17 protein-coding genes are annotated in these 17,396 nt (G+C 62.9%); 13 read left to right on the top strand and 4 right to left on the bottom strand.

Translation table 11 applies throughout. The features are described 5' to 3' along the window. Nucleotides 1–3 precede the first annotated feature (3 nt). Entirely contained in the window at nucleotides 4–732 is a 729-nt protein-coding gene (locus NKI01_RS05105; RefSeq protein WP_352495790.1) for a glycosyltransferase family 2 protein, read from the top strand. Beyond that, a complete protein-coding gene (locus tag NKI01_RS05100; RefSeq protein ID WP_023674681.1) occupies nucleotides 725–1,057 on the top strand; it encodes a lipid-A-disaccharide synthase N-terminal domain-containing protein in 333 nt (110 codons plus the stop codon). Before NKI01_RS05105 ends, NKI01_RS05100 begins: the two co-directional genes overlap by 8 nt. Before the next feature lie 28 nt (nucleotides 1,058–1,085). Here NKI01_RS05100 and NKI01_RS05095 read toward each other — a convergent pair whose 3' ends face one another. Both NKI01_RS05095 and NKI01_RS05090 read right to left on the bottom strand, forming a co-directional pair. Beyond that, nucleotides 1,086–1,754, bottom strand: coding sequence for an FMN-binding negative transcriptional regulator (locus NKI01_RS05095; protein WP_352962124.1), 669 nt, complete (start codon nucleotides 1,752–1,754; stop codon nucleotides 1,086–1,088). A gap of 13 nt (nucleotides 1,755–1,767) precedes the next feature. Further along, nucleotides 1,768–2,442: an alpha/beta hydrolase gene (locus tag NKI01_RS05090; protein WP_023717356.1), complete on the bottom strand. Its 675-nt coding sequence runs from the start codon at nucleotides 2,440–2,442 to the stop codon at nucleotides 1,768–1,770. 273 nt (nucleotides 2,443–2,715) lie between these two features. Here NKI01_RS05090 and NKI01_RS05085 point away from each other — a divergent pair, with 273 nt between their 5' ends. The 7 genes from NKI01_RS05085 (at nucleotide 2,716) to sufA (ending at nucleotide 9,867) form a co-directional block, all read left to right on the top strand. After that, on the top strand, nucleotides 2,716–3,879 hold the full coding sequence (locus NKI01_RS05085; protein ID WP_352845053.1) for a cysteine desulfurase family protein: 1,164 nt from the start codon (nucleotides 2,716–2,718) through the stop codon (nucleotides 3,877–3,879). Between the two features lie 188 nt (nucleotides 3,880–4,067). Further along, nucleotides 4,068–5,585, top strand: coding sequence for a Fe-S cluster assembly protein SufB (gene sufB / locus NKI01_RS05080; RefSeq protein WP_023717358.1), 1,518 nt, complete (start codon nucleotides 4,068–4,070; stop codon nucleotides 5,583–5,585). 30 nt (nucleotides 5,586–5,615) lie between these two features. Next, nucleotides 5,616–6,371: a Fe-S cluster assembly ATPase SufC gene (gene sufC / locus NKI01_RS05075; protein ID WP_352481179.1), complete on the top strand. Its 756-nt coding sequence runs from the start codon at nucleotides 5,616–5,618 to the stop codon at nucleotides 6,369–6,371. A gap of 43 nt (nucleotides 6,372–6,414) precedes the next feature. Next, complete coding sequence (gene sufD, locus NKI01_RS05070) at nucleotides 6,415–7,683, top strand: Fe-S cluster assembly protein SufD (RefSeq protein WP_352962121.1); 1,269 nt, start codon at nucleotides 6,415–6,417, stop codon at nucleotides 7,681–7,683. Between the two features lie 53 nt (nucleotides 7,684–7,736). Continuing rightward, nucleotides 7,737–8,978 carry a cysteine desulfurase gene (locus tag NKI01_RS05065; protein WP_352495793.1) on the top strand — a complete coding sequence of 414 codons (1,242 nt, stop codon included), beginning with the start codon at nucleotides 7,737–7,739 and terminating at the stop codon, nucleotides 8,976–8,978. A gap of 5 nt (nucleotides 8,979–8,983) precedes the next feature. Continuing rightward, nucleotides 8,984–9,376 carry an SUF system Fe-S cluster assembly protein gene (locus tag NKI01_RS05060; protein ID WP_023717362.1) on the top strand — a complete coding sequence of 131 codons (393 nt, stop codon included), beginning with the start codon at nucleotides 8,984–8,986 and terminating at the stop codon, nucleotides 9,374–9,376. Nucleotides 9,377–9,486: 110 nt separating this feature from the next. Further along, a complete protein-coding gene (gene sufA / locus NKI01_RS05055; protein ID WP_006206001.1) occupies nucleotides 9,487–9,867 on the top strand; it encodes a Fe-S cluster assembly scaffold SufA in 381 nt (126 codons plus the stop codon). 202 nt (nucleotides 9,868–10,069) lie between these two features. Here the strand turns inward: sufA and NKI01_RS05050 are convergent, their stop codons facing one another. Further along, nucleotides 10,070–10,567 (bottom strand): GFA family protein, encoded by a 498-nt coding sequence (locus NKI01_RS05050; RefSeq protein ID WP_023717363.1) that lies wholly within the window; start codon nucleotides 10,565–10,567, stop codon nucleotides 10,070–10,072. Nucleotides 10,568–10,657: 90 nt separating this feature from the next. On the opposite strand from NKI01_RS05050, the gene NKI01_RS05045 reads away from it, so the two are divergent. Next, the gene (locus tag NKI01_RS05045; protein ID WP_023717364.1) at nucleotides 10,658–10,981 is read left to right on the top strand and encodes a TfoX/Sxy family protein; all 324 of its coding nucleotides are present in this window, start codon (nucleotides 10,658–10,660) and stop codon (nucleotides 10,979–10,981) included. Between the two features lie 6 nt (nucleotides 10,982–10,987). Here NKI01_RS05045 and NKI01_RS05040 read toward each other — a convergent pair whose 3' ends face one another. Then, nucleotides 10,988–11,947 (bottom strand): PfkB family carbohydrate kinase, encoded by a 960-nt coding sequence (locus NKI01_RS05040; RefSeq protein WP_352495795.1) that lies wholly within the window; start codon nucleotides 11,945–11,947, stop codon nucleotides 10,988–10,990. Nucleotides 11,948–12,224: 277 nt separating this feature from the next. Here NKI01_RS05040 and recA point away from each other — a divergent pair, with 277 nt between their 5' ends. From recA to NKI01_RS05025, 3 genes are all read left to right on the top strand, one after another. Then, nucleotides 12,225–13,322 carry a recombinase RecA gene (recA, locus tag NKI01_RS05035; RefSeq protein WP_023717366.1) on the top strand — a complete coding sequence of 366 codons (1,098 nt, stop codon included), beginning with the start codon at nucleotides 12,225–12,227 and terminating at the stop codon, nucleotides 13,320–13,322. Nucleotides 13,323–13,581: 259 nt separating this feature from the next. After that, a complete protein-coding gene (gene alaS / locus NKI01_RS05030) occupies nucleotides 13,582–16,248 on the top strand; it encodes an alanine--tRNA ligase (protein WP_352962351.1) in 2,667 nt (888 codons plus the stop codon). A 66-nt stretch (nucleotides 16,249–16,314) separates the two neighbouring features. Further along, nucleotides 16,315–17,109 carry a PhzF family phenazine biosynthesis protein gene (locus NKI01_RS05025; protein WP_023717368.1) on the top strand — a complete coding sequence of 265 codons (795 nt, stop codon included), beginning with the start codon at nucleotides 16,315–16,317 and terminating at the stop codon, nucleotides 17,107–17,109. Nucleotides 17,110–17,396 lie beyond the last annotated feature (287 nt).

Genomic DNA, 17,396 nt, shown 5'->3' with positions numbered 1-17,396 from the left:
GAGATGCCGGAGATATCCATCGTCATTCCTTGCCGGAACGAGGCGGCGAACCTGCCGCTTCTGCTCGACGAGATCGGCGCTGCCATGGCTGGGCGCGACTTCGAGGTCATCGTCGTCGACGATGGCTCGACCGACGACACGCCTTCGGTCCTTGCCGCTCAGGCGGCGCTTCGCGCGTTTCCGCTGCGCCACCTCAGGCATGCGAAATCCGCCGGCCAGTCGCTCTCGGTACGCTCGGGCGCCTGGGCAGCGCGCGGCGATATCATCGCCACCATCGACGGCGACGGCCAGAACGATCCCGGCTATATCCCAGTGTTGATCGACGCGCTCCGGCAGGCTGGTCCCGACGTCGGGGCTGCGCAGGGACAGCGTCTGAAGCGCCGCGACAGCAAGATCAAGCAGCTGGCGTCGCGTTTCGCCAACGGGCTGAGAAAGGCCATCTTGCATGACGAGACGCGGGATACCGGCTGCGGCCTCAAGGCGATCCATACCGATATTTTGAGGAAATTGCCGTTCTTCGACGGCACCCACCGCTTTGTTCCGGCGCTGGTCATCCAGGAGGGCTACCGCGTCGTCCATTGCGACGTCGTCGACCGCTCCCGCCGCCACGGCAAATCGAATTACGGCATCTTCGATCGCGGCCTGCAGGGCGTGCTCGATCTTGCCGGCGTCTGGTGGCTGCGCCGCAGGCGCCGCAGAATGCCCAAAGTAGAGGAAATCAGGCATGGGTAACGTGCTTCAGGAATTGGCGACCTGGCTTCACGATGTTTTCGTCAAGCAATTCGATGCCTGGGTCCTGCTCGGCTTCGTCGCCCAGTTCTTCTTCACCATGCGCTTTCTGGTGCAGTGGGTGGCGTCGGAAAAGGCCAAGCGCAGTGTCGTGCCGATCGCCTTCTGGTTTTTTTCGCTGTTCGGCGGCGGCCTGCTGCTGATCTACGCCATCCAGCGTCAGGATCCGGTGTTCATCGCCGGCCAGGCCATGGGCCTGTTGATCTATATCCGCAATCTCTGGCTGATCGCCAACGAGCGCAAGGCGGCGATGACCAAGGTCGATTGAGCCCGCAACCGGCCTAAGCCGATCGAGATTACTTGCCGTCCAGCCCGCCGTAGGACCTTACCAGTTCGATCATATCGGCCGAGTTGACGGTCTCGCTCTCGAGCCCCTCGGCGACGCCGACGCGGTCGGCGGCCGGCCGGTTCTGGCTGACTTTCCATTTGCCGCTGATTTCGGTGATCGCGATCTCCAGGCCGACGATGCCCTTGATCTGCGACTGAATGAAGGGTGCCGGCGCGTCGGTCACCGCCCACGACGCCGCGCGATTGTCCTCCTGCGACATCGTCAGATCGGCAATCTGCTCGGCCAGCCAATCCTGGTCTTCGATCACCTTGACGATGCCGCGCACCTGGACGATTGCATAGTTCCAGGTCGGCACAACCTTGCCGGTTTCACGCTTGGTCTCGTACCAGGACGGCGTCACATAGGCGTCGGCGCCCTGGAAGACGACCAGCACGGGCGCCAGCGGATTGTCGGCCAACAGCCGCCATTGCGGATTGGCCCTAGCCAGATGCGCGCGCAGCCTGCCGTTCGGCGGCACATCCACGTTGAGCAGGGAGGGGGCATCGAGCAGGAAGGGAATTGCGTTGGCGACCGGCCCCTCGGCTCCATTCGAGACCAGCAGGCCAAGCGGATGCGCCCGGATCAGCCCGTGCAGGACGTCCTGCCGGGTTTCCTGGAAGTGAGGCGGCTGGTACATTTTCGTTCCCCGACTATCTCAGCCGCTTCGGCCGTGGGTCGGACAGCTCCCCGGCCAGCCGGCGATCGAGATAGTCCGCGCATTCCTCGATCAAAAGCTCCGCATGGTTGGCAAAGAAATGGTTGGCGCCGGGCAAGGTCTTCTGGGTGATGGTAATGCCCTTTTGCGTGTGCAGCTTGTCGACCAGGCCCTGCACGTCCTTTGGCGGCGCGACCTTGTCGGCGTCGCCATGGATGATCAGGCCGGACGACGGGCAGGGTGCCAGGAACGAGAAATCATAGGTATTGGGCTGCGGCGCGATCGAGATGAAGCCTTCGATCTCGGGCCGGCGCATCAGAAGCTGCATGCCGATCCACGAGCCGAACGAATAGCCCGCAACCCAGCAGCTCTTGGAATCCGGATGAAGCGACTGCACCCAGTCGAGCGCCGCGGCAGCGTCGGACAACTCGCCGGTGCCGTGGTCGAATTCGCCCTGGCTGCGGCCGATGCCGCGGAAATTGAAGCGCAGCGTGGTGAAATTGCGCTTCTGGAACATGTAGAAGAGGTCGTAGACGATCTTGTTGTTCATCGTACCGCCGAACTGGGGGTGCGGGTGCAGGACGATGGCAATCGGCGCGCTCTTTTCCTTCGAGGGCTGATAGCGACCCTCCAGGCGGCCGGCCGGACCGGTAAAAATGACCTCAGGCATGAAATACTCCACTTGGCATAAACTGCGCGGCGCCCGGAACAACTCTTCCTCTGGCCCCAGTCTTCCCTAGGCCCCAGTCTTCCCTAGGCCTTGACGCAGGGCGGGCGTCTTTCTAGAAGCTAGTTTAGAATTGTTCAAAACTGGGCGGCCAAAAAATTGTGGCTCGGCCACCCGCGCCGCAAGCCGCGTAAATAGGACGTCTTGCCTTGCAATTTCAAGGAAATAACGCGCTATCTTCGCGGAACGGCTTTTGAAGGGACCAGTTGGACGGAAATGGCCGGAGCTCGCGCCTATCTCGACTACAACGCCAGCGCGCCGCTGCTTGCCTCGGCGCGCGCGGCCGTGGTCACTGCGCTCGACGTCGCCGCCAACCCGTCCTCGGTCCATGCCGAGGGCCGCGCTGCACGGCGGCTGATCGAGGATGCTAGGCGCGACCTGGCACGACTGGTCAGCGCCAAAACAGAGCATGTCGTGTTCACCTCCGGCGCTACGGAAGCGGCCTCGACGCTGCTGACGCCGGACTGGCAGATGGGGCGCGGCGCCATCCGCATGAGCCGGCTTTACGTGTCCGAGGCCGATCATCCTTGCCTGCTGAATGGCGGGCGCTTCCCGGCCGCGCAGCTGACGCGGATCGGCGTCGACGCCGATGGCATCGTCAGGTTCGACGCCTTGGCGGCAGCGCTCGGTGCGCATGACAAGGCCGACGGCTTGCCGCTGGTAGCCATCCACGCCGCCAACAACGAGACCGGCGTGATCCAGCCGGTTGGCCGCATTGCTGAAATCGTCAAGGCGGCGGGTGGCATCCTGGTGGTCGATGCCGTGCAGGCGGCCGGCCGCATTCCGCTCGATATGTCAACGGGTTACGCCGATTATCTGATTCTCTCTTCGCACAAGATCGGCGGCCCCAAGGGCGTCGGCGCCATTGTCGCGGCGTCGGACTTGATGATGCCGAAGCCGCTGGTCAGCGGCGGCGGCCAGGAAAAGGGCCATCGCGGCGGCACCGAAAACCTGGCGGCGATTGCCGGGTTTGGCGCGGCGGCGCGTGAGGCGCTTGCCGGCTTGCAAACGATCGATGCGGTGCGGCAACGTCGCGACGAAATCGAGGCGATCGTGAAAACGCTGGTTCCGGATGCCGAATTCTTCGGGACCGGCGCGCCAAGGCTTGCCAACACCACATTCTTCGCTATTGCCGGCATCAAGGCCGAGACGGCGCAGATCGCCTTCGACCTGGCCGGTGTGGCGCTGTCGGCCGGATCGGCCTGTTCATCGGGCAAGGTCGGGCCTAGTCACGTGCTGAAGGCCATGGGTTATGGCGACAGCCTTGGCGCTTTGCGTGTGTCGATCGGTCACGCGACCGGCGCTGAAGACATCGAGCTGTTCCGTTCGGCGCTGGCGACGATCGTCGCGCGGCGGGCAAACAGGGAAAAGGCCGCCTGAGCGCGGCAACGTGACATTTGGGCCTTACGGCCTGGTAGAGCCGTGCGTTTGCATTTGGCCGGGTGAATTTCCGGCATGAACGCACTATATGAAACTTACGCCGCTTCGGGTGCCCAAAGGGTGCTGGTTGGCGGTGCCATAGTTTGAAAACTGCCGGGCCTTGACCCCGGCGTGGATGGAGAACGCTGATGCCTGCTGTGCAGGAGACGATCGATCGAGTTCGAAAGATCGATGTCGACCAGTATAAATACGGATTCCAGACCGAAATCGCGATGGACAAGGCCCCCAAGGGCCTGAGCGAAGACATTATCCGCTTCATTTCGGCGAAGAAGGACGAGCCGTCCTGGATGCTGGAATGGCGCCTGGAAGCCTATCGCCGCTGGCTGACGCTGGACGAGCCGAAATGGGCGCGCGTCCACTATCCCAAGATCGATTTTCAGGACCTCTACTATTACGCGGCGCCCAAGAGCACGCCCGGACCGACCTCGCTCAGCGACGTCGATCCCGAACTGCTGAAGGTCTACGAGAAGCTCGGCATTCCGCTCAGGGAACAGGAGATCCTCGCCGGCGTGCAGAAGACCGATGCCTCGGAGCTCGAGGAAGCCAGCGACAATGTCTACAAGTCGGGCCGTGTCGCTGTCGACGCGGTGTTCGATTCGGTCTCCGTCGTCACCACCTTCAAGAAGGAGCTGGCGCAGGCCGGCGTCATCTTCTGCTCGATCTCGGAAGCGATCCGCGAGCATCCGGAGCTGGTGAAGAAATATCTCGGCTCGGTCGTGCCGACCTCCGACAATTTCTACGCAACGTTGAATTCGGCGGTGTTCACCGACGGCTCCTTCGTCTTCGTCCCCAAGGGCGTGCGCTGCCCGATGGAATTGTCGACCTATTTCCGCATGAACGAGAAGAACACCGGCCAGTTCGAGCGCACGCTGATCATCGCCGAGGAGGGTGCTTACGTCTCCTATCTCGAAGGCTGCACGGCACCGCAGCGCGACGAGAACCAGCTTCATGCCGCGGTGGTCGAACTGATCGCGCTCGACGATGCCGAGATCAAATATTCGACGGTGCAGAACTGGTATCCTGGCGACGCCGAGGGCAAGGGCGGCATCTATAATTTCGTCACCAAGCGCGGCGACTGCCGCGGCCATCGCTCGAAGATTTCGTGGACGCAAGTCGAGACCGGCTCGGCCATCACCTGGAAATATCCGAGTTGCATCCTGCGCGGCGACGATTCCAGCGGCGAGTTCTATTCGATCGCCGTGTCGAACGGCTACCAGCAGGTCGACAGCGGCACCAAGATGATCCATCTCGGCAAGAACACGTCGAGCCGCATCATCTCCAAGGGCATTGCCGCCGGTTTTTCGCAGAACACCTATCGCGGCCAGGTCTCGGCCCACCGCAAGGCGACCAACGCCCGCAACTTCACCAACTGCGATTCACTGCTGATCGGCGACCAGTGCGGCGCGCACACCGTGCCCTACATGGAAGCCAAGAATTCGACGGCGCAGTTCGAGCATGAGGCGACCACCTCGAAGATTTCCGACGACCAGAAGTTCTACGTCATGCAGCGCGGCATCCCGGAAGAAGAGGCGATCGCGCTGATCGTCAACGGCTTCGTCAAGGACGTCATCCAGCAGCTGCCGATGGAATTCGCGGTCGAGGCGCAGAAGCTGATCGGCATCAGCCTCGAGGGCTCGGTCGGCTGACCGGATAAGAATTTTCAGGAAAAAGAAAAAATGCTTGAGATAAAAAACCTGCACGCCCGCATCGTCGATGACGGCACCGAGATCATCCGCGGCCTGAACCTGACGGTCAGGGCCGGCGAGGTTGCCGCTATCATGGGTCCCAACGGCTCGGGAAAGTCGACGCTGTCCTACATCCTCGCCGGCCGCGAGGACTATGAGGTCACCGAAGGCGACATCCTCTACAACGGCCAGTCGATCCTCGAAATGGATCCGGCCGAGCGCGCTACTGCCGGCATCTTCCTCGCCTTCCAGTATCCAATGGAGATACCGGGCGTGGCGACCATGGAATTCCTGAAAGTGGCGATGAACGAGCAGCGCAAGGCGCGCGGCGAGGAACCGCTGAAGATCCCGGAATTCCTCAAGCGCGTGAAGGAAGCGGCCGCCTCGCTCAACATGGATATGGCGATGCTGAAGCGGCCGCTCAATGTCGGTTTTTCCGGCGGCGAGAAGAAGCGCGCCGAGATCCTGCAGATGAAGCTGCTCGAGCCGAAACTGTGCGTCCTCGACGAGACCGATTCCGGCCTCGACATCGATGCGCTGAAGATCGTCGCGGACGGCGTCAACACGCTGCGCTCGCCGGACCGGGCCATCGTCGTCATCACCCACTACCAGCGCCTGCTCCAATACATCGTGCCGGATACGGTGCACGTGCTCTACAGAGGCCAGGTGATCAAGTCGGGCGACAAGTCGCTGGCGCTCGATCTCGAGGCCAATGGCTATGCCGGCGTGATCGGGCAAGCCGCGTGAGATGCCAGCAGGCCCGGACGGCAAGCCAAACAAGGCGATACTGATGAACATGCACACGACACCCCAGCGAACATTGGCCGAAACGGCGCTGATCGACGCCTTTGGCGAGCGGCTGTCGCTGCTGCCCGGCGACGGCGCGGTGATGCTGAAGCGCGACGACGCCATCGAGGCGATCAAGGGCGGCCTGCCGACGCGGCGCATCGAATCCTGGCATTATACGGACCTGCGCCGGCTGCTGACCTCGGTGCCGGACTTCGATCCGGCAGCGGTTGCGAAAGCCATTGCGCCGATCGTCGAAGGCTCCAGCGTTTTGCCGGTGCTGAACGGCGTTTCGAGCGCCAAATGGGCTGCTGTCGAGGGCGTCGCGGTACAGCGCCTGTCGGAGAAGCTGACCGACGGCAGCATCGCGCCGGGGTTGGATTCCTATGGCACCGATGACGCGATCGGCGCGCTGAACACTGCCTTTGTCGCCGACGGCTATTTCGTCGACATCGCCGACGGTGCCGAACTGGAAAAGCCGCTTGAGCTGCAGAATTTGCAGGCCGGTGGACAGACGCATGTACGCCTGGCCGTCCGCGTCGGTGCCGGCGCCAAGGCTGTCATCGTCGAGCGCCAGGCGGGCGAGGGGGCGGCGCTGGTCAGCTCGGTCAGCCAGCTTGTGCTTGGCGAGGGCGCCGAAGTGACATGGCTCATCGTGCAGGAGCAGCCGGATACGGCAACACATCTCGCCCAGTTCAAGGCGCATCTCGGCAAGAATTCGAAACTGACGCTGTTCGTCATGAATGCCGGCGGCAAGCTGGTGCGCCAGGAGGTCGTCGTGAGGACGACCGGCGAGGGCGCCGACTTCACGCTGCGCGGCATCAATCTTTTGGCCGGCGACACCCATACCGACGTCACCATGGTGCTCGACCATGCCGTGCCGCACACCGCCTCGACCGAAGTCATCCGCAACGTGGTGACCGGCAAGGCGCGCGGCGTCTTCCAGGGTCGTATCAACGTCCACCAATATGCGCAGAAGACCAACGCCAAGATGGCCTGCAACACGCTGCTGTTGTCGGACGACGGTGAGTTTTCGACCAAGCCGGAGCTTGAAATCTTCGCCGACGACGTCGTTTGCGGCCATGGCGCGACCGTCACCGAGATCGACCACAGCCATCTGTTCTACCTGATGGCGCGCGGCATCGACGAGAAGACCGCGCGCGGCCTGCTGGTCAAGGCCTTCGTCGCCGAAGTGATCGAGGAACTGGACGACGAGGCCATCGTCGAGGCGCTGGAACGACGGCTCGACGATTGGTTTTTGACGCACGGGTAGAATTGGCCGAGGGGTGCTGGACGGAATGAGGCGATGCCTCGAGAGAGCTTGTGATGGACCAGAAAGTCGAAAACATTCCCTACGACGTCGAGGCGATCCGCCGCGACTTCCCGATCCTGTCGCGGCAAGTCTACGGCAAACCGCTGGTCTATCTCGACAATGGCGCCTCGGCGCAGAAGCCGCAGGCTGTGCTCGACGCCATCCAGCACGCCTATTCCCAGGAATACGCCAACGTCCATCGCGGCCTGCATTTCCTGTCGAACGCCGCGACCGACGCCTATGAGAACGCGCGCAAGATAGTACAGAGATTTCTCAACGCGCCGAGCACCGACAACATCGTCTTCACCTCGAACACCACGGCGGCGATCAACACCGTCGCCTATGGCTTCGGCATGCCCAATATCGGCGAAGGCGACGAGATCGTGCTGTCGATCATGGAGCACCACTCCAACATCGTGCCGTGGCATTTCATCCGCGAGCGGCAGGGCGCAAAACTGGTTTGGGTGCCGGTCGACGATCTCGGCGTCTTCCACATCGAGGAATTCGAAAAACGGCTGACCGACCGCACCAAGCTGGTTGCCATTACCCATATGTCAAATGCGCTGGGCACGGTCACGCCGATCAAGGAGATCGTGCGCATTGCGCACGCCCGCGGCATTCCGGTGCTGGTCGACGGCAGCCAGAGCGCCGTGCATATGCCGATCGACGTGCAGGATCTCGACTGCGATTTCTTCGTCTTCACCGGCCACAAGGTCTATGGCCCGTCGGGCATCGGCGTGCTCTACGGCAAGAAGGATATTCTGGAGCGGATGCGCCCGTTCATGGGCGGCGGCGAAATGATCGAGGAGGTGACGCAAGACATCGTCACCTACAACGACCCGCCGCACCGTTTCGAGGCCGGCACGCCGCCGATCGTCCAGGCGATCGGGCTGGGTGCGGCGCTGGAATACATGGAAAAGATCGGACGCGAGCGCATCGCCGCCCATGAGGCCGATCTGAAGGACTATGCGCATGAAAAACTGCGCGCCATCAACTCGCTGCGCATCTTCGGCGATGCGCCTGGCAAGGGCGCCATCATCTCGTTCGAGCTGCAGGGCATCCACGCGCATGATGTGTCGATGGTCATCGACCGGCAGGGCGTGGCGGTGCGCGCCGGCACGCATTGTGCCCAGCCGCTGTTGAAACGCTTCGGCGTAACATCCACATGCAGGGCGTCGTTCGGCATGTACAATACCAGGGCCGAAGTCGATGCTTTGGCCGATGCGCTGGAAAAGGCGCGAAAGTTCTTCGGGTGACGACCATGGATGATGCCAGCCACACCGCCGAGACCAATTCGGAAACGACGACCAATGCGGCGGTTTCCGGATCGACAATCCCCGCCGACGAATTGGCGCGGCTGACAGACGACATCGTCTCGGCGCTGAAGACGGTCTATGACCCCGAAATCCCGGCCGACATCTACGAGCTCGGCCTCGTCTACAAGATCGACATCGAGGACGACCGCTCGGTCAAGATCGACATGACGCTGACCGCGCCGGGCTGCCCGGTGGCCGGTGAAATGCCGGGCTGGGTCGAAAACGCCGTCGGCGCCGTCGAAGGCGTTTCCGGCGTCGAGGTCAACATGACCTTCGACCCGCCTTGGTCGCCCGACCGCATGTCGGAAGAGGCACAGGTAGCGGTGGGGTGGTACTAGCATCCGACCAGCCAAAGGCTGGCGCACTTGCGCCGGGTACAAAACTTCACCATTTTAGGTGAGGAATCATTCGGCAGACCTTGAACCTGCGCGCAATGGAGAAGGAAAGAATGGGACGCTTTGCCGTCATCACGATGACCGAAAAGGCTGCCGACCGGGTGCGCGAGATCGTCGCGACCCGTGAGAATGCGCATGGCATTCGCCTCGGCATCAAGAAGGGCGGCTGCGCCGGCATGGAATATACGGTCGACCTGGTGACCGAGCCCAACACTAAGGACGATCATATCGAGCGCGACGGCGCCCACGTCTATGTCGCGCCTGAGGCAGCGCTTTTCCTGTTCGGCACCGAGATGGATTTCGAGCAGACGACGCTGCGCACCGGCTTCACCTTCCGCAACCCGAACCAGAGCTCGGCCTGCGGCTGCGGCGAATCGGTCGAATTGAAGCCTGCCGATCTGAAGGCACTGGCCGAGGCGCGCGCTTCGGCCTAAGGCTTTTCCTTCGCCGCCCCCTCATCCGGCCCTTCGGGCCACCTTCTCCCCGATGGGGAGAAGAGGCTGGCGCCAGCGCTGGGCGACTTCCTCTCCCCTCGGGGAGAGGTCGGATTGCCCCGGATTGCCCTTCGCAATTCGGTTGGCAATCCGGGTGAGGGGGCGCTTGCCCATACGCGATAGCGAACGGGGAGAAGAAACGCTAATCCACCCACATCCCGGTTCGTTTGTGCCAGTCGGCGATCGACTCTTCCGGGTAGACATCGAAGACCTTGTCGCCCTTGCCGATATCGGGCTCGACCCAGTTCGCCTTGTATTTCAGCATCAGATGCACCTTCTCCGGCGGCTTCGGCAGGTTTGTGTCGATTGCCGAGGCAAACGGATGCACCAGCTCCGGCCAGGTTGGATCGTAGAGCCAGAGTGCCGTCCCGCATTTCGTGCAGAAGTTCCGTTCGCCCGTCGAGATCTCGCGTTGCGGGTGCTCGTCGTCCTCGATCTCGGCCCGGTAGACGCCGAGATGGCGCTTGCCCTCGATTTTCAGCGTCTCGTAATCGGCGCCGAGATTGATGGCGAAACCGCCGCCGCCCTGCTGCTTGCGGCAGATCGAGCAGTAGCACAGCATGAACGGCACCGGCGTGTGGCTTTCCACCTCGAAACGCACGGCATTGCACCGGCAGGACCCTTTGAGCAGAAGCGGCATGAAAAACTCCGATGAAACTGATTCTGAACTTGTCAGGATGGTGCCGGTAGCGGCGATGACAAGGGGAAATCCCGGTGACATGATCGCGCCATGGACAACGAGCGCATAGAAGAGCTTTTCGAAGGCCTCGGCCCGGTCAGCATCCGCAAGCTGTTCGGCGGCAAGGGCATCTATTTCGATGGCGTCATCGTCGCCATTGTCATCCGTGGCGAATTGATGCTGAAGGCCGACGCCGAAAGCGCCCCGGATTTCGAAGCGGCCGGCTGCCGGCAATGGACCTATACCGGCTCGCGCCACGGAAAGCTGGTGTCGATGCCCTATTGGAGCGTTCCCGACAGCGCTTTCGACGACCCCGACGAGATGGCGATCTGGGCGCGCCGCGCCTACGAGGCAGGACGGCGCGCCGGCAAATAGGCTGCGTCATGCTTCGGCAATTCTGGGCCGCATTTCACGCCAGGTCCCGCGCCTGGGCACGAGCGCCAGCGCCTCGGCAAAGCCGGCGCTGGTGAAGGCGGCGCTCTCGACGGTGAGCATAGCTGCGGCAACGCCTTCGCACAGTGCCGCGCGCAGCGTCAGGCCGCGCAGCAGGGCGGCGATCGTCGCGCCGGCCAATGCGTCGCCGGCGCCGGCAGCATCGGTCCGCTTTTGGAGCGGCGGTGGCAGGATCGAGAACGCGCCCAATTTGTCGAAACCGAGCACCGGTCCGTCGCCAGCGGTGATCACGCCGCTTTTCAGGCCCGCGCGTCTCAGGCCGTCGACGATGCCTTGGTCGTCAGCATCGATGTCGACGCCGGCGAGCACGCCAGCCTCGTGCCGGTTCATGAAGGCGAGTGCCAGAAGATCAAGCACCGGCGTCAGCCGCGCCGCTTTGCTGGGCGAGACGGCAAGCGCAAACACCGGCTTGCCGGCGGCGAGTGCCGCCAGCCGCGCCACTGCGGAAGACGGCAGGTTGGCGTCGCACAGCACCGCGTCGGCCGAACCGATCGCGTCTCGCACCTTGGCGCGGCGGATCTGCTTGGGAAGCGCCAGCTCGTAGAGCACCATGTCGGCAAGGCCGGCGATCAGCCCGCCGTCGCTATCGACCAGCATCGTATGGCTTGGCGTCGCGCGGTCGAGGAACACCGCCGACAAATCGGCAATGCCGGCGTCGGTGACGGCGCGTAAAACCGTGTCGCCCAGGGCATCGCCGCCGCGCACCGAAAGCAGCGAGGCCGAGACGCCGCGCCGCACCGCACAGCGCAAGGCGTTGAAGGCGGCGCCGCCGACATGCTCGCGCATCGTGCCGGGGTTGGAAGCGGCCGGCACGAAGGCGCCGGCAACCCGGCCGCGCCGCTCGATATAGGCGCCACCCACGGCCAGGATCGTCGGGGATTTCATCATGCCGGCAAAATGCCCTTTGCTGTTGCCCGGGAGGAGACTAGGTCGCCGGGCGGAACCCTGCAATCGCGGGTGCGATTCGGATGGTGACGGCAACGGCGCCGCATGCGAGGCGGGATACGTCCGGAAGCAAAATTGCGAAACAAAAATAGAACAAATATGGATATCAGTTATTTTTCAAACCCTTGGGGCTCATTGACAAATGAGAACAAACGAGGTACATTCTTTTAAGGATTGCGGGATTGTCCGGCCTCCATTGACGACCACGGGGTGATGTATCATGGCTCAGAATTCTTTGCGGCTTGTAGAGGACAAAGCGGTGGACAAATCAAAGGCTCTGGATGCGGCGCTGTCGCAAATCGAGCGTGCCTTCGGCAAGGGTTCGATCATGCGGCTCGGCGCGAACGAGCAGGTCGTCGAGATCGAAACGGTGCCGACCGGCTCGCTTGGGTTGGACATCGCGCTTGGCGTCGGCGGCCTGCCGCGCGGCCGCATCGTCGAGATCTACGGACCGGAAAGCTCGGGCAAGACGACGCTGGCGCTGCACACGGTGGCCGAAGCCCAGAAGAAGGGCGGCATCTGCGCCTTTGTCGATGCCGAGCATGCGCTCGATCCGGTCTATGCCCGCAAGCTCGGCGTCGATCTCGAAAACCTGCTGATCTCGCAGCCCGATACCGGCGAACAGGCGCTGGAGATCTGCGACACGCTGGTGCGCTCCGGCGCCATCGACGTGCTGGTGGTCGATTCGGTGGCGGCGCTGACGCCGCGGGCCGAAATCGAAGGCGAGATGGGCGATTCGCTGCCCGGCCTGCAGGCCCGCCTGATGAGCCAGGCACTGCGCAAGCTCACCGCCTCGATCTCGCGCTCCAACACCATGGTCATCTTCATCAACCAGATCCGCATGAAGATCGGCGTCATGTTTGGTTCGCCCGAGACGACGACCGGCGGCAACGCGCTGAAATTCTATGCCTCGGTCCGCCTCGACATCCGCCGCATCGGCTCGGTCAAGGATCGCGACGAGGTCGTCGGCAACCAGACCCGCGTCAAGGTCGTCAAGAACAAGCTGGCGCCGCCCTTCAAGGTGGTCGAGTTCGACATCATGTATGGCGAGGGCGTCTCCAAGACCGGCGAGCTGGTCGATCTCGGCGTCAAGGCTGGCGTGGTCGAAAAGTCGGGCGCCTGGTTCTCCTATAATTCGCAGCGTCTCGGCCAGGGCCGCGAAAACGCAAAACTGTTCCTGCGCGACAATCCCGACACGGCGCGCGAGATCGAATTGGCGCTGAGGCAGAATGCCGGATTGATCGCCGAGAAATTCCTTGAGAACGGCGGCTCCGAAAGCAGCGACGACGGTTTCGAGGACGACGCCGGGGCGATGTAGGAAAAGCGACGCCTCCCGGAGCGTCAGCCGGGTTTGGATTTGATGTTTTGATTTTGAGTTTGCGTAATCGGTACATTTTGAACCGCCGGCCCCGTGCCGGCGGTTGGCGTTTGACGGCGAGTCAGACGCATTTCAAAGCGCCGGTGAAAGCCGGGATTTGAGCCCATTTGGTGTTTCTGGACAGGCTGCGGTGCGACCGCTAAAAGGCCATGTCTATTTTCCGCCGGCAGCCGGCGGTTCTCTCGAAAAGGCAGTATTCATGAGTGGCGTCAACGAGATCCGGTCGGCATTTCTCGACTATTTTCGCAAGGAAGGTCACGAGGTCGTCGCGTCGAGCCCGCTGGTGCCGCGCAACGACCCGACGCTGATGTTCACCAATGCCGGCATGGTGCAGTTCAAGAACGTTTTCACCGGTCTGGAGAAGCGGCCCTATTCGCGTGCGACGACTGCCCAGAAGAGTGTTCGTGCCGGCGGCAAGCACAACGACCTCGACAATGTCGGCTACACCGCGCGACACCTGACCTTCTTCGAGATGCTCGGCAATTTCTCCTTCGGCGATTATTTCAAGGAGCGCGCCATAGAGCTTGCCTGGAACCTGATCACCAGGGAGTTCGGGCTGAAGAAGGACAAGCTGCTGGTCACCGTCTATCACAACGACGACGAGGCCGCCTCCTACTGGAAGAAGATCGCCGGTCTTTCCGACGATCGCATCATCCGCATCGCGACCTCGGACAATTTCTGGGCAATGGGCGACACCGGACCGTGCGGGCCGTGTTCGGAGATATTCATCGACCGTGGCGAGCACATCTGGGGTGGCCCTCCCGGCAGTCCCGAGGAGGATGGCGACCGTTTCCTCGAATTCTGGAACCTGGTGTTCATGCAGTATGAACAGGTGACGAAGGACGAGCGCGTCGACCTGCCGCGTCCGTCGATCGACACGGGCATGGGCCTCGAGCGCATGGCCTCCATCCTGCAAGGGGTTGAAAGCGTCTTCGAGACCGACCTGTTCCGCCACCTGATCGACGCTGCGTCGTCGGCGCTTGGCCGCGGTCCGGATGCGGACACCGTCGCATCGTTCCGCGTCATCGCCGACCACTTGCGTTCGTCCTGCTTCCTGGTCGCCGACGGTGTGCTGCCGTCCAACGAAGGGCGGGGCTACGTGCTTCGTCGCATCATGCGCCGCGCCATGCGCCACGCGCAGTTGCTCGGCTCGAATGAGCCGCTGATGTGGAAGCTGGTGCCGGCGCTGGTCCGCGAGATGAGCCAAGCCTACCCGGAACTGGTGCGCGGCGAGCAGATGATCACCGAGACGCTGAAGCTTGAGGAAACTCGTTTCCGCAAGACGCTGGTGCGAGGCTTGGGCTTGCTTTCGGAGGCGACGGAAAAGTTGGTCTCCGGCGACATGCTGGATGGCGAGACAGCGTTCAAGCTCTACGACACCTATGGCTTTCCGCTCGATCTGACGCAGGACGCGCTGCGCCAGCGCAACATCTCGGTCAACCTTGCCGGCTTCACCGAGGCGATGGAGCGGCAGAAGGCGGAGGCGCGCAAAAGCTGGGCTGGTTCCGGTGAGGCCGCAACCGAAACGGTATGGTTCGCGGTGCGTGAGGAGAACGGCGCCACCGAATTCCTGGGCTATGAGACCGAGCAGGCGGAAGGCCTCGTCCAGGCGCTGGTCAGGGACGGCAAGACCGTCGACAGTGCCGGCAAAGGCGACGCCGTTGCCGTGGTTGTCAACCAGACGCCGTTCTATGGCGAGTCCGGTGGCCAGATGGGCGATACCGGCGTCATTTCAGGCGACGGGTTCTCGATCGAGATATCCGATACGCAGAAGAAGGCCGATGGGCTTTTCGTCCATGTCGGCAAGGTGGCCAACGGCACGGTCAAGACGGGCGCGACCGTCGAGCTGAGGGTGGACCACGCGCGCCGCTCCAGGCTGCGCGCGAACCATTCCGCCACGCATCTGATCCATGAGGCGCTGCGCGAGGTGCTGGGTACCCATGTGGCGCAGAAGGGCTCACTGGTCGCGCCCGAGCGTCTGCGCTTCGACATCTCCCACAACAAGCCGATCTCGCCGGACGAGCTCGAAGAGGTCGAGCGCATGGCAAACGAAATCGTCGTTCAGAATAGCCCTGTAACCACGCGCCTGATGTCGGTCGACGACGCCATTGCCGAAGGCGCCATGGCGCTGTTTGGCGAGAAATATGGCGATGAAGTGCGCGTCGTTTCGATGGGCACGGGCCTGCATGGCGCCAAGGCCAACCGGCCCTATTCGGTCGAGCTATGCGGCGGCACCCATGTCAGGGCGACCGGCGATATCGGCCTGGTGCGCATCGTGTCCGACAGCGCGGTCGCTGCCGGCGTGCGCCGCATCGAGGCGTTGACCGGCGAGGCGGCCAGAAAGCATCTCGACGAGCAGGACAAGCGGCTGAAGGCGGCCGCCGCCGCGCTGAAGATTTCGCCGGCCGATGTGCCGGCCCGCGTCGAGGCACTGCTCGACGAGCGCAAGAAGCTCGAAAAGGAGCTGACCGAGGCGCGCAAGAAACTGGCGCTCGGCGATCGCTCGCCAGCCGGTGTGCCTGCGGAAAACGAAACGATTGCCGGTGTCGGTTTTCTCGGCAAGGCGGTATCGGGCGTCTCGCCAAAGGATTTGAAGCCGCTGGCCGATGCCGGCAAGAAGTCGCTCGGCTCCGGCGTCGTCGTCTTTGTCGGCGCCGGCGAGGACAACAAGGCGAGCGTCGTCGTCGCGGTCACCGATGATCTGACCGGCCGCTTCAGCGCAATCGATCTGGTGCGCGTCGCGTCCGCGGCATTGGGCGGGCAGGGCGGCGGCGGTCGACCCGATATGGCCCAGGCCGGCGGCCCGGACGGCTCGAAGGCCGAAGACGCGATCGCTGCGGTGAAAGCGGCTCTCGAGACGGCGTGAACCTGCACCGGGGGCGGGCACGGCCGAAATGGCGCGCCGCCCAGCGGACATCCTTGAGGGCCTGATATGCCGACGCTGACGATGTATCAGGTCGACGCCTTTGCCGAACAGGCCTTCCAGGGCAACCCTGCCGCCGTTCTCCTTTTGGAGGAGTGGCTGCCGGAGCAGGTAATGCAGGCCATCGCCAACGAAAACAATCTTGCCGAAACGGCGTTTGTGCGGGCGAATGGCAAAGGTTGGGATTTGCGCTGGTTCACGCCGGTCCATGAAGTCGACTTCTGCGGCCATGCCACTCTTGCGGCCGCCCATGTGCTGACCACGGAATACAGTGGTCAGGGCGAAATGGCCTTCGCCACCCGGGTGGGCGAGTTGCGGGTTTCCCAGCGGGAAGGGGCCTATCAGCTCGATCTGCCGTGTTTTCCGCCGCAGCCCGTCGAGGAAGAGCTGAAGTCGGCGCTGCAAGCGATATTGTCTCAGCGGACGGTTGCGGGCTTCCGCAATTTCGAGAACCTGTTTGTCGAGCTTGCCGACGAGACAAGCGTGCGATCTTTCGTTCCCGATCTGCTCAGGATCGGACGTTTTCATCCTCTCGGCTTGGTCATTACCGCGCCTGGGCAGGCCCATGATTTCGTCTCGCGTTATTTCGTGCCCGGAGCAGGCATTCCCGAGGATCCGGTAACCGGCTCCATTCATGCGACGCTGGTGCCTTACTGGGCTGAAAAACTCGGCAAGACGCATCTGTCGGCATTCCAATACTCGCAACGCGGCGGGCACTTGCTATGCGAGCTGGCCGGAGATCGCGTGCTGATCACAGGCCGTGCGAAGACCTTCATGAAGGCGGAGATCTACCTTCCCGATTGAGCGGTATTTCGCAGTGGGTCGCCTTCGGCGAAGCTGCCGATCTCCCCCCTTGCGGGGGAGATGCCCGGCAGGGCAGAGGGGGTGCTGTCCCTCCGACTGCCAGCCCAATCGGAGCCACGTTCTCAGGCCGTTCCCAATTGGAAAGGATCAGTCGAAGGTTAGCGATCCTTCACACCCCCCTCTGTCCTGCCGGACATCTCCCAGTTGTGTGCGTCAAGTTCTGCAAAAATGGCGTGGCAGTAGCTGTGACGTCGGCGTGTCCGCCGCGCAGCCCCCGTGTTTAGCGG

This window comes from Mesorhizobium sp. M0815 (assembly GCF_040319995.1).
Classification (GTDB): Bacteria; Pseudomonadota; Alphaproteobacteria; order Rhizobiales; family Rhizobiaceae; genus Mesorhizobium.
This window is presented reverse-complemented; position numbering and strand designations above follow the sequence as displayed.

Excerpts from the sequence above, each read along its gene's own strand:
- NKI01_RS05105 (WP_352495790.1), top strand. The coding sequence starts at position 4 with ATGCCGGAGATATCCATCGTCATTCCTTGCCGGAACGAGGCGGCGAAC.
- NKI01_RS05100 (WP_023674681.1), top strand. The coding sequence starts at position 725 with ATGGGTAACGTGCTTCAGGAATTGGCGACCTGGCTTCACGATGTTTTC.
- NKI01_RS05095 (WP_352962124.1), bottom strand. The coding sequence starts at position 1,754 with ATGTACCAGCCGCCTCACTTCCAGGAAACCCGGCAGGACGTCCTGCAC.
- NKI01_RS05090 (WP_023717356.1), bottom strand. The coding sequence starts at position 2,442 with ATGCCTGAGGTCATTTTTACCGGTCCGGCCGGCCGCCTGGAGGGTCGC.
- NKI01_RS05085 (WP_352845053.1), top strand. The coding sequence starts at position 2,716 with ATGGCCGGAGCTCGCGCCTATCTCGACTACAACGCCAGCGCGCCGCTG.
- sufB (WP_023717358.1), top strand. The coding sequence starts at position 4,068 with ATGCCTGCTGTGCAGGAGACGATCGATCGAGTTCGAAAGATCGATGTC.
- sufC (WP_352481179.1), top strand. The coding sequence starts at position 5,616 with ATGCTTGAGATAAAAAACCTGCACGCCCGCATCGTCGATGACGGCACC.
- sufD (WP_352962121.1), top strand. The coding sequence starts at position 6,415 with ATGAACATGCACACGACACCCCAGCGAACATTGGCCGAAACGGCGCTG.
- NKI01_RS05065 (WP_352495793.1), top strand. The coding sequence starts at position 7,737 with ATGGACCAGAAAGTCGAAAACATTCCCTACGACGTCGAGGCGATCCGC.
- NKI01_RS05060 (WP_023717362.1), top strand. The coding sequence starts at position 8,984 with ATGGATGATGCCAGCCACACCGCCGAGACCAATTCGGAAACGACGACC.
- sufA (WP_006206001.1), top strand. The coding sequence starts at position 9,487 with ATGGGACGCTTTGCCGTCATCACGATGACCGAAAAGGCTGCCGACCGG.
- NKI01_RS05050 (WP_023717363.1), bottom strand. The coding sequence starts at position 10,567 with ATGCCGCTTCTGCTCAAAGGGTCCTGCCGGTGCAATGCCGTGCGTTTC.
- NKI01_RS05045 (WP_023717364.1), top strand. The coding sequence starts at position 10,658 with ATGGACAACGAGCGCATAGAAGAGCTTTTCGAAGGCCTCGGCCCGGTC.
- NKI01_RS05040 (WP_352495795.1), bottom strand. The coding sequence starts at position 11,947 with ATGATGAAATCCCCGACGATCCTGGCCGTGGGTGGCGCCTATATCGAG.
- recA (WP_023717366.1), top strand. The coding sequence starts at position 12,225 with ATGGCTCAGAATTCTTTGCGGCTTGTAGAGGACAAAGCGGTGGACAAA.
- alaS (WP_352962351.1), top strand. The coding sequence starts at position 13,582 with ATGAGTGGCGTCAACGAGATCCGGTCGGCATTTCTCGACTATTTTCGC.
- NKI01_RS05025 (WP_023717368.1), top strand. The coding sequence starts at position 16,315 with ATGCCGACGCTGACGATGTATCAGGTCGACGCCTTTGCCGAACAGGCC.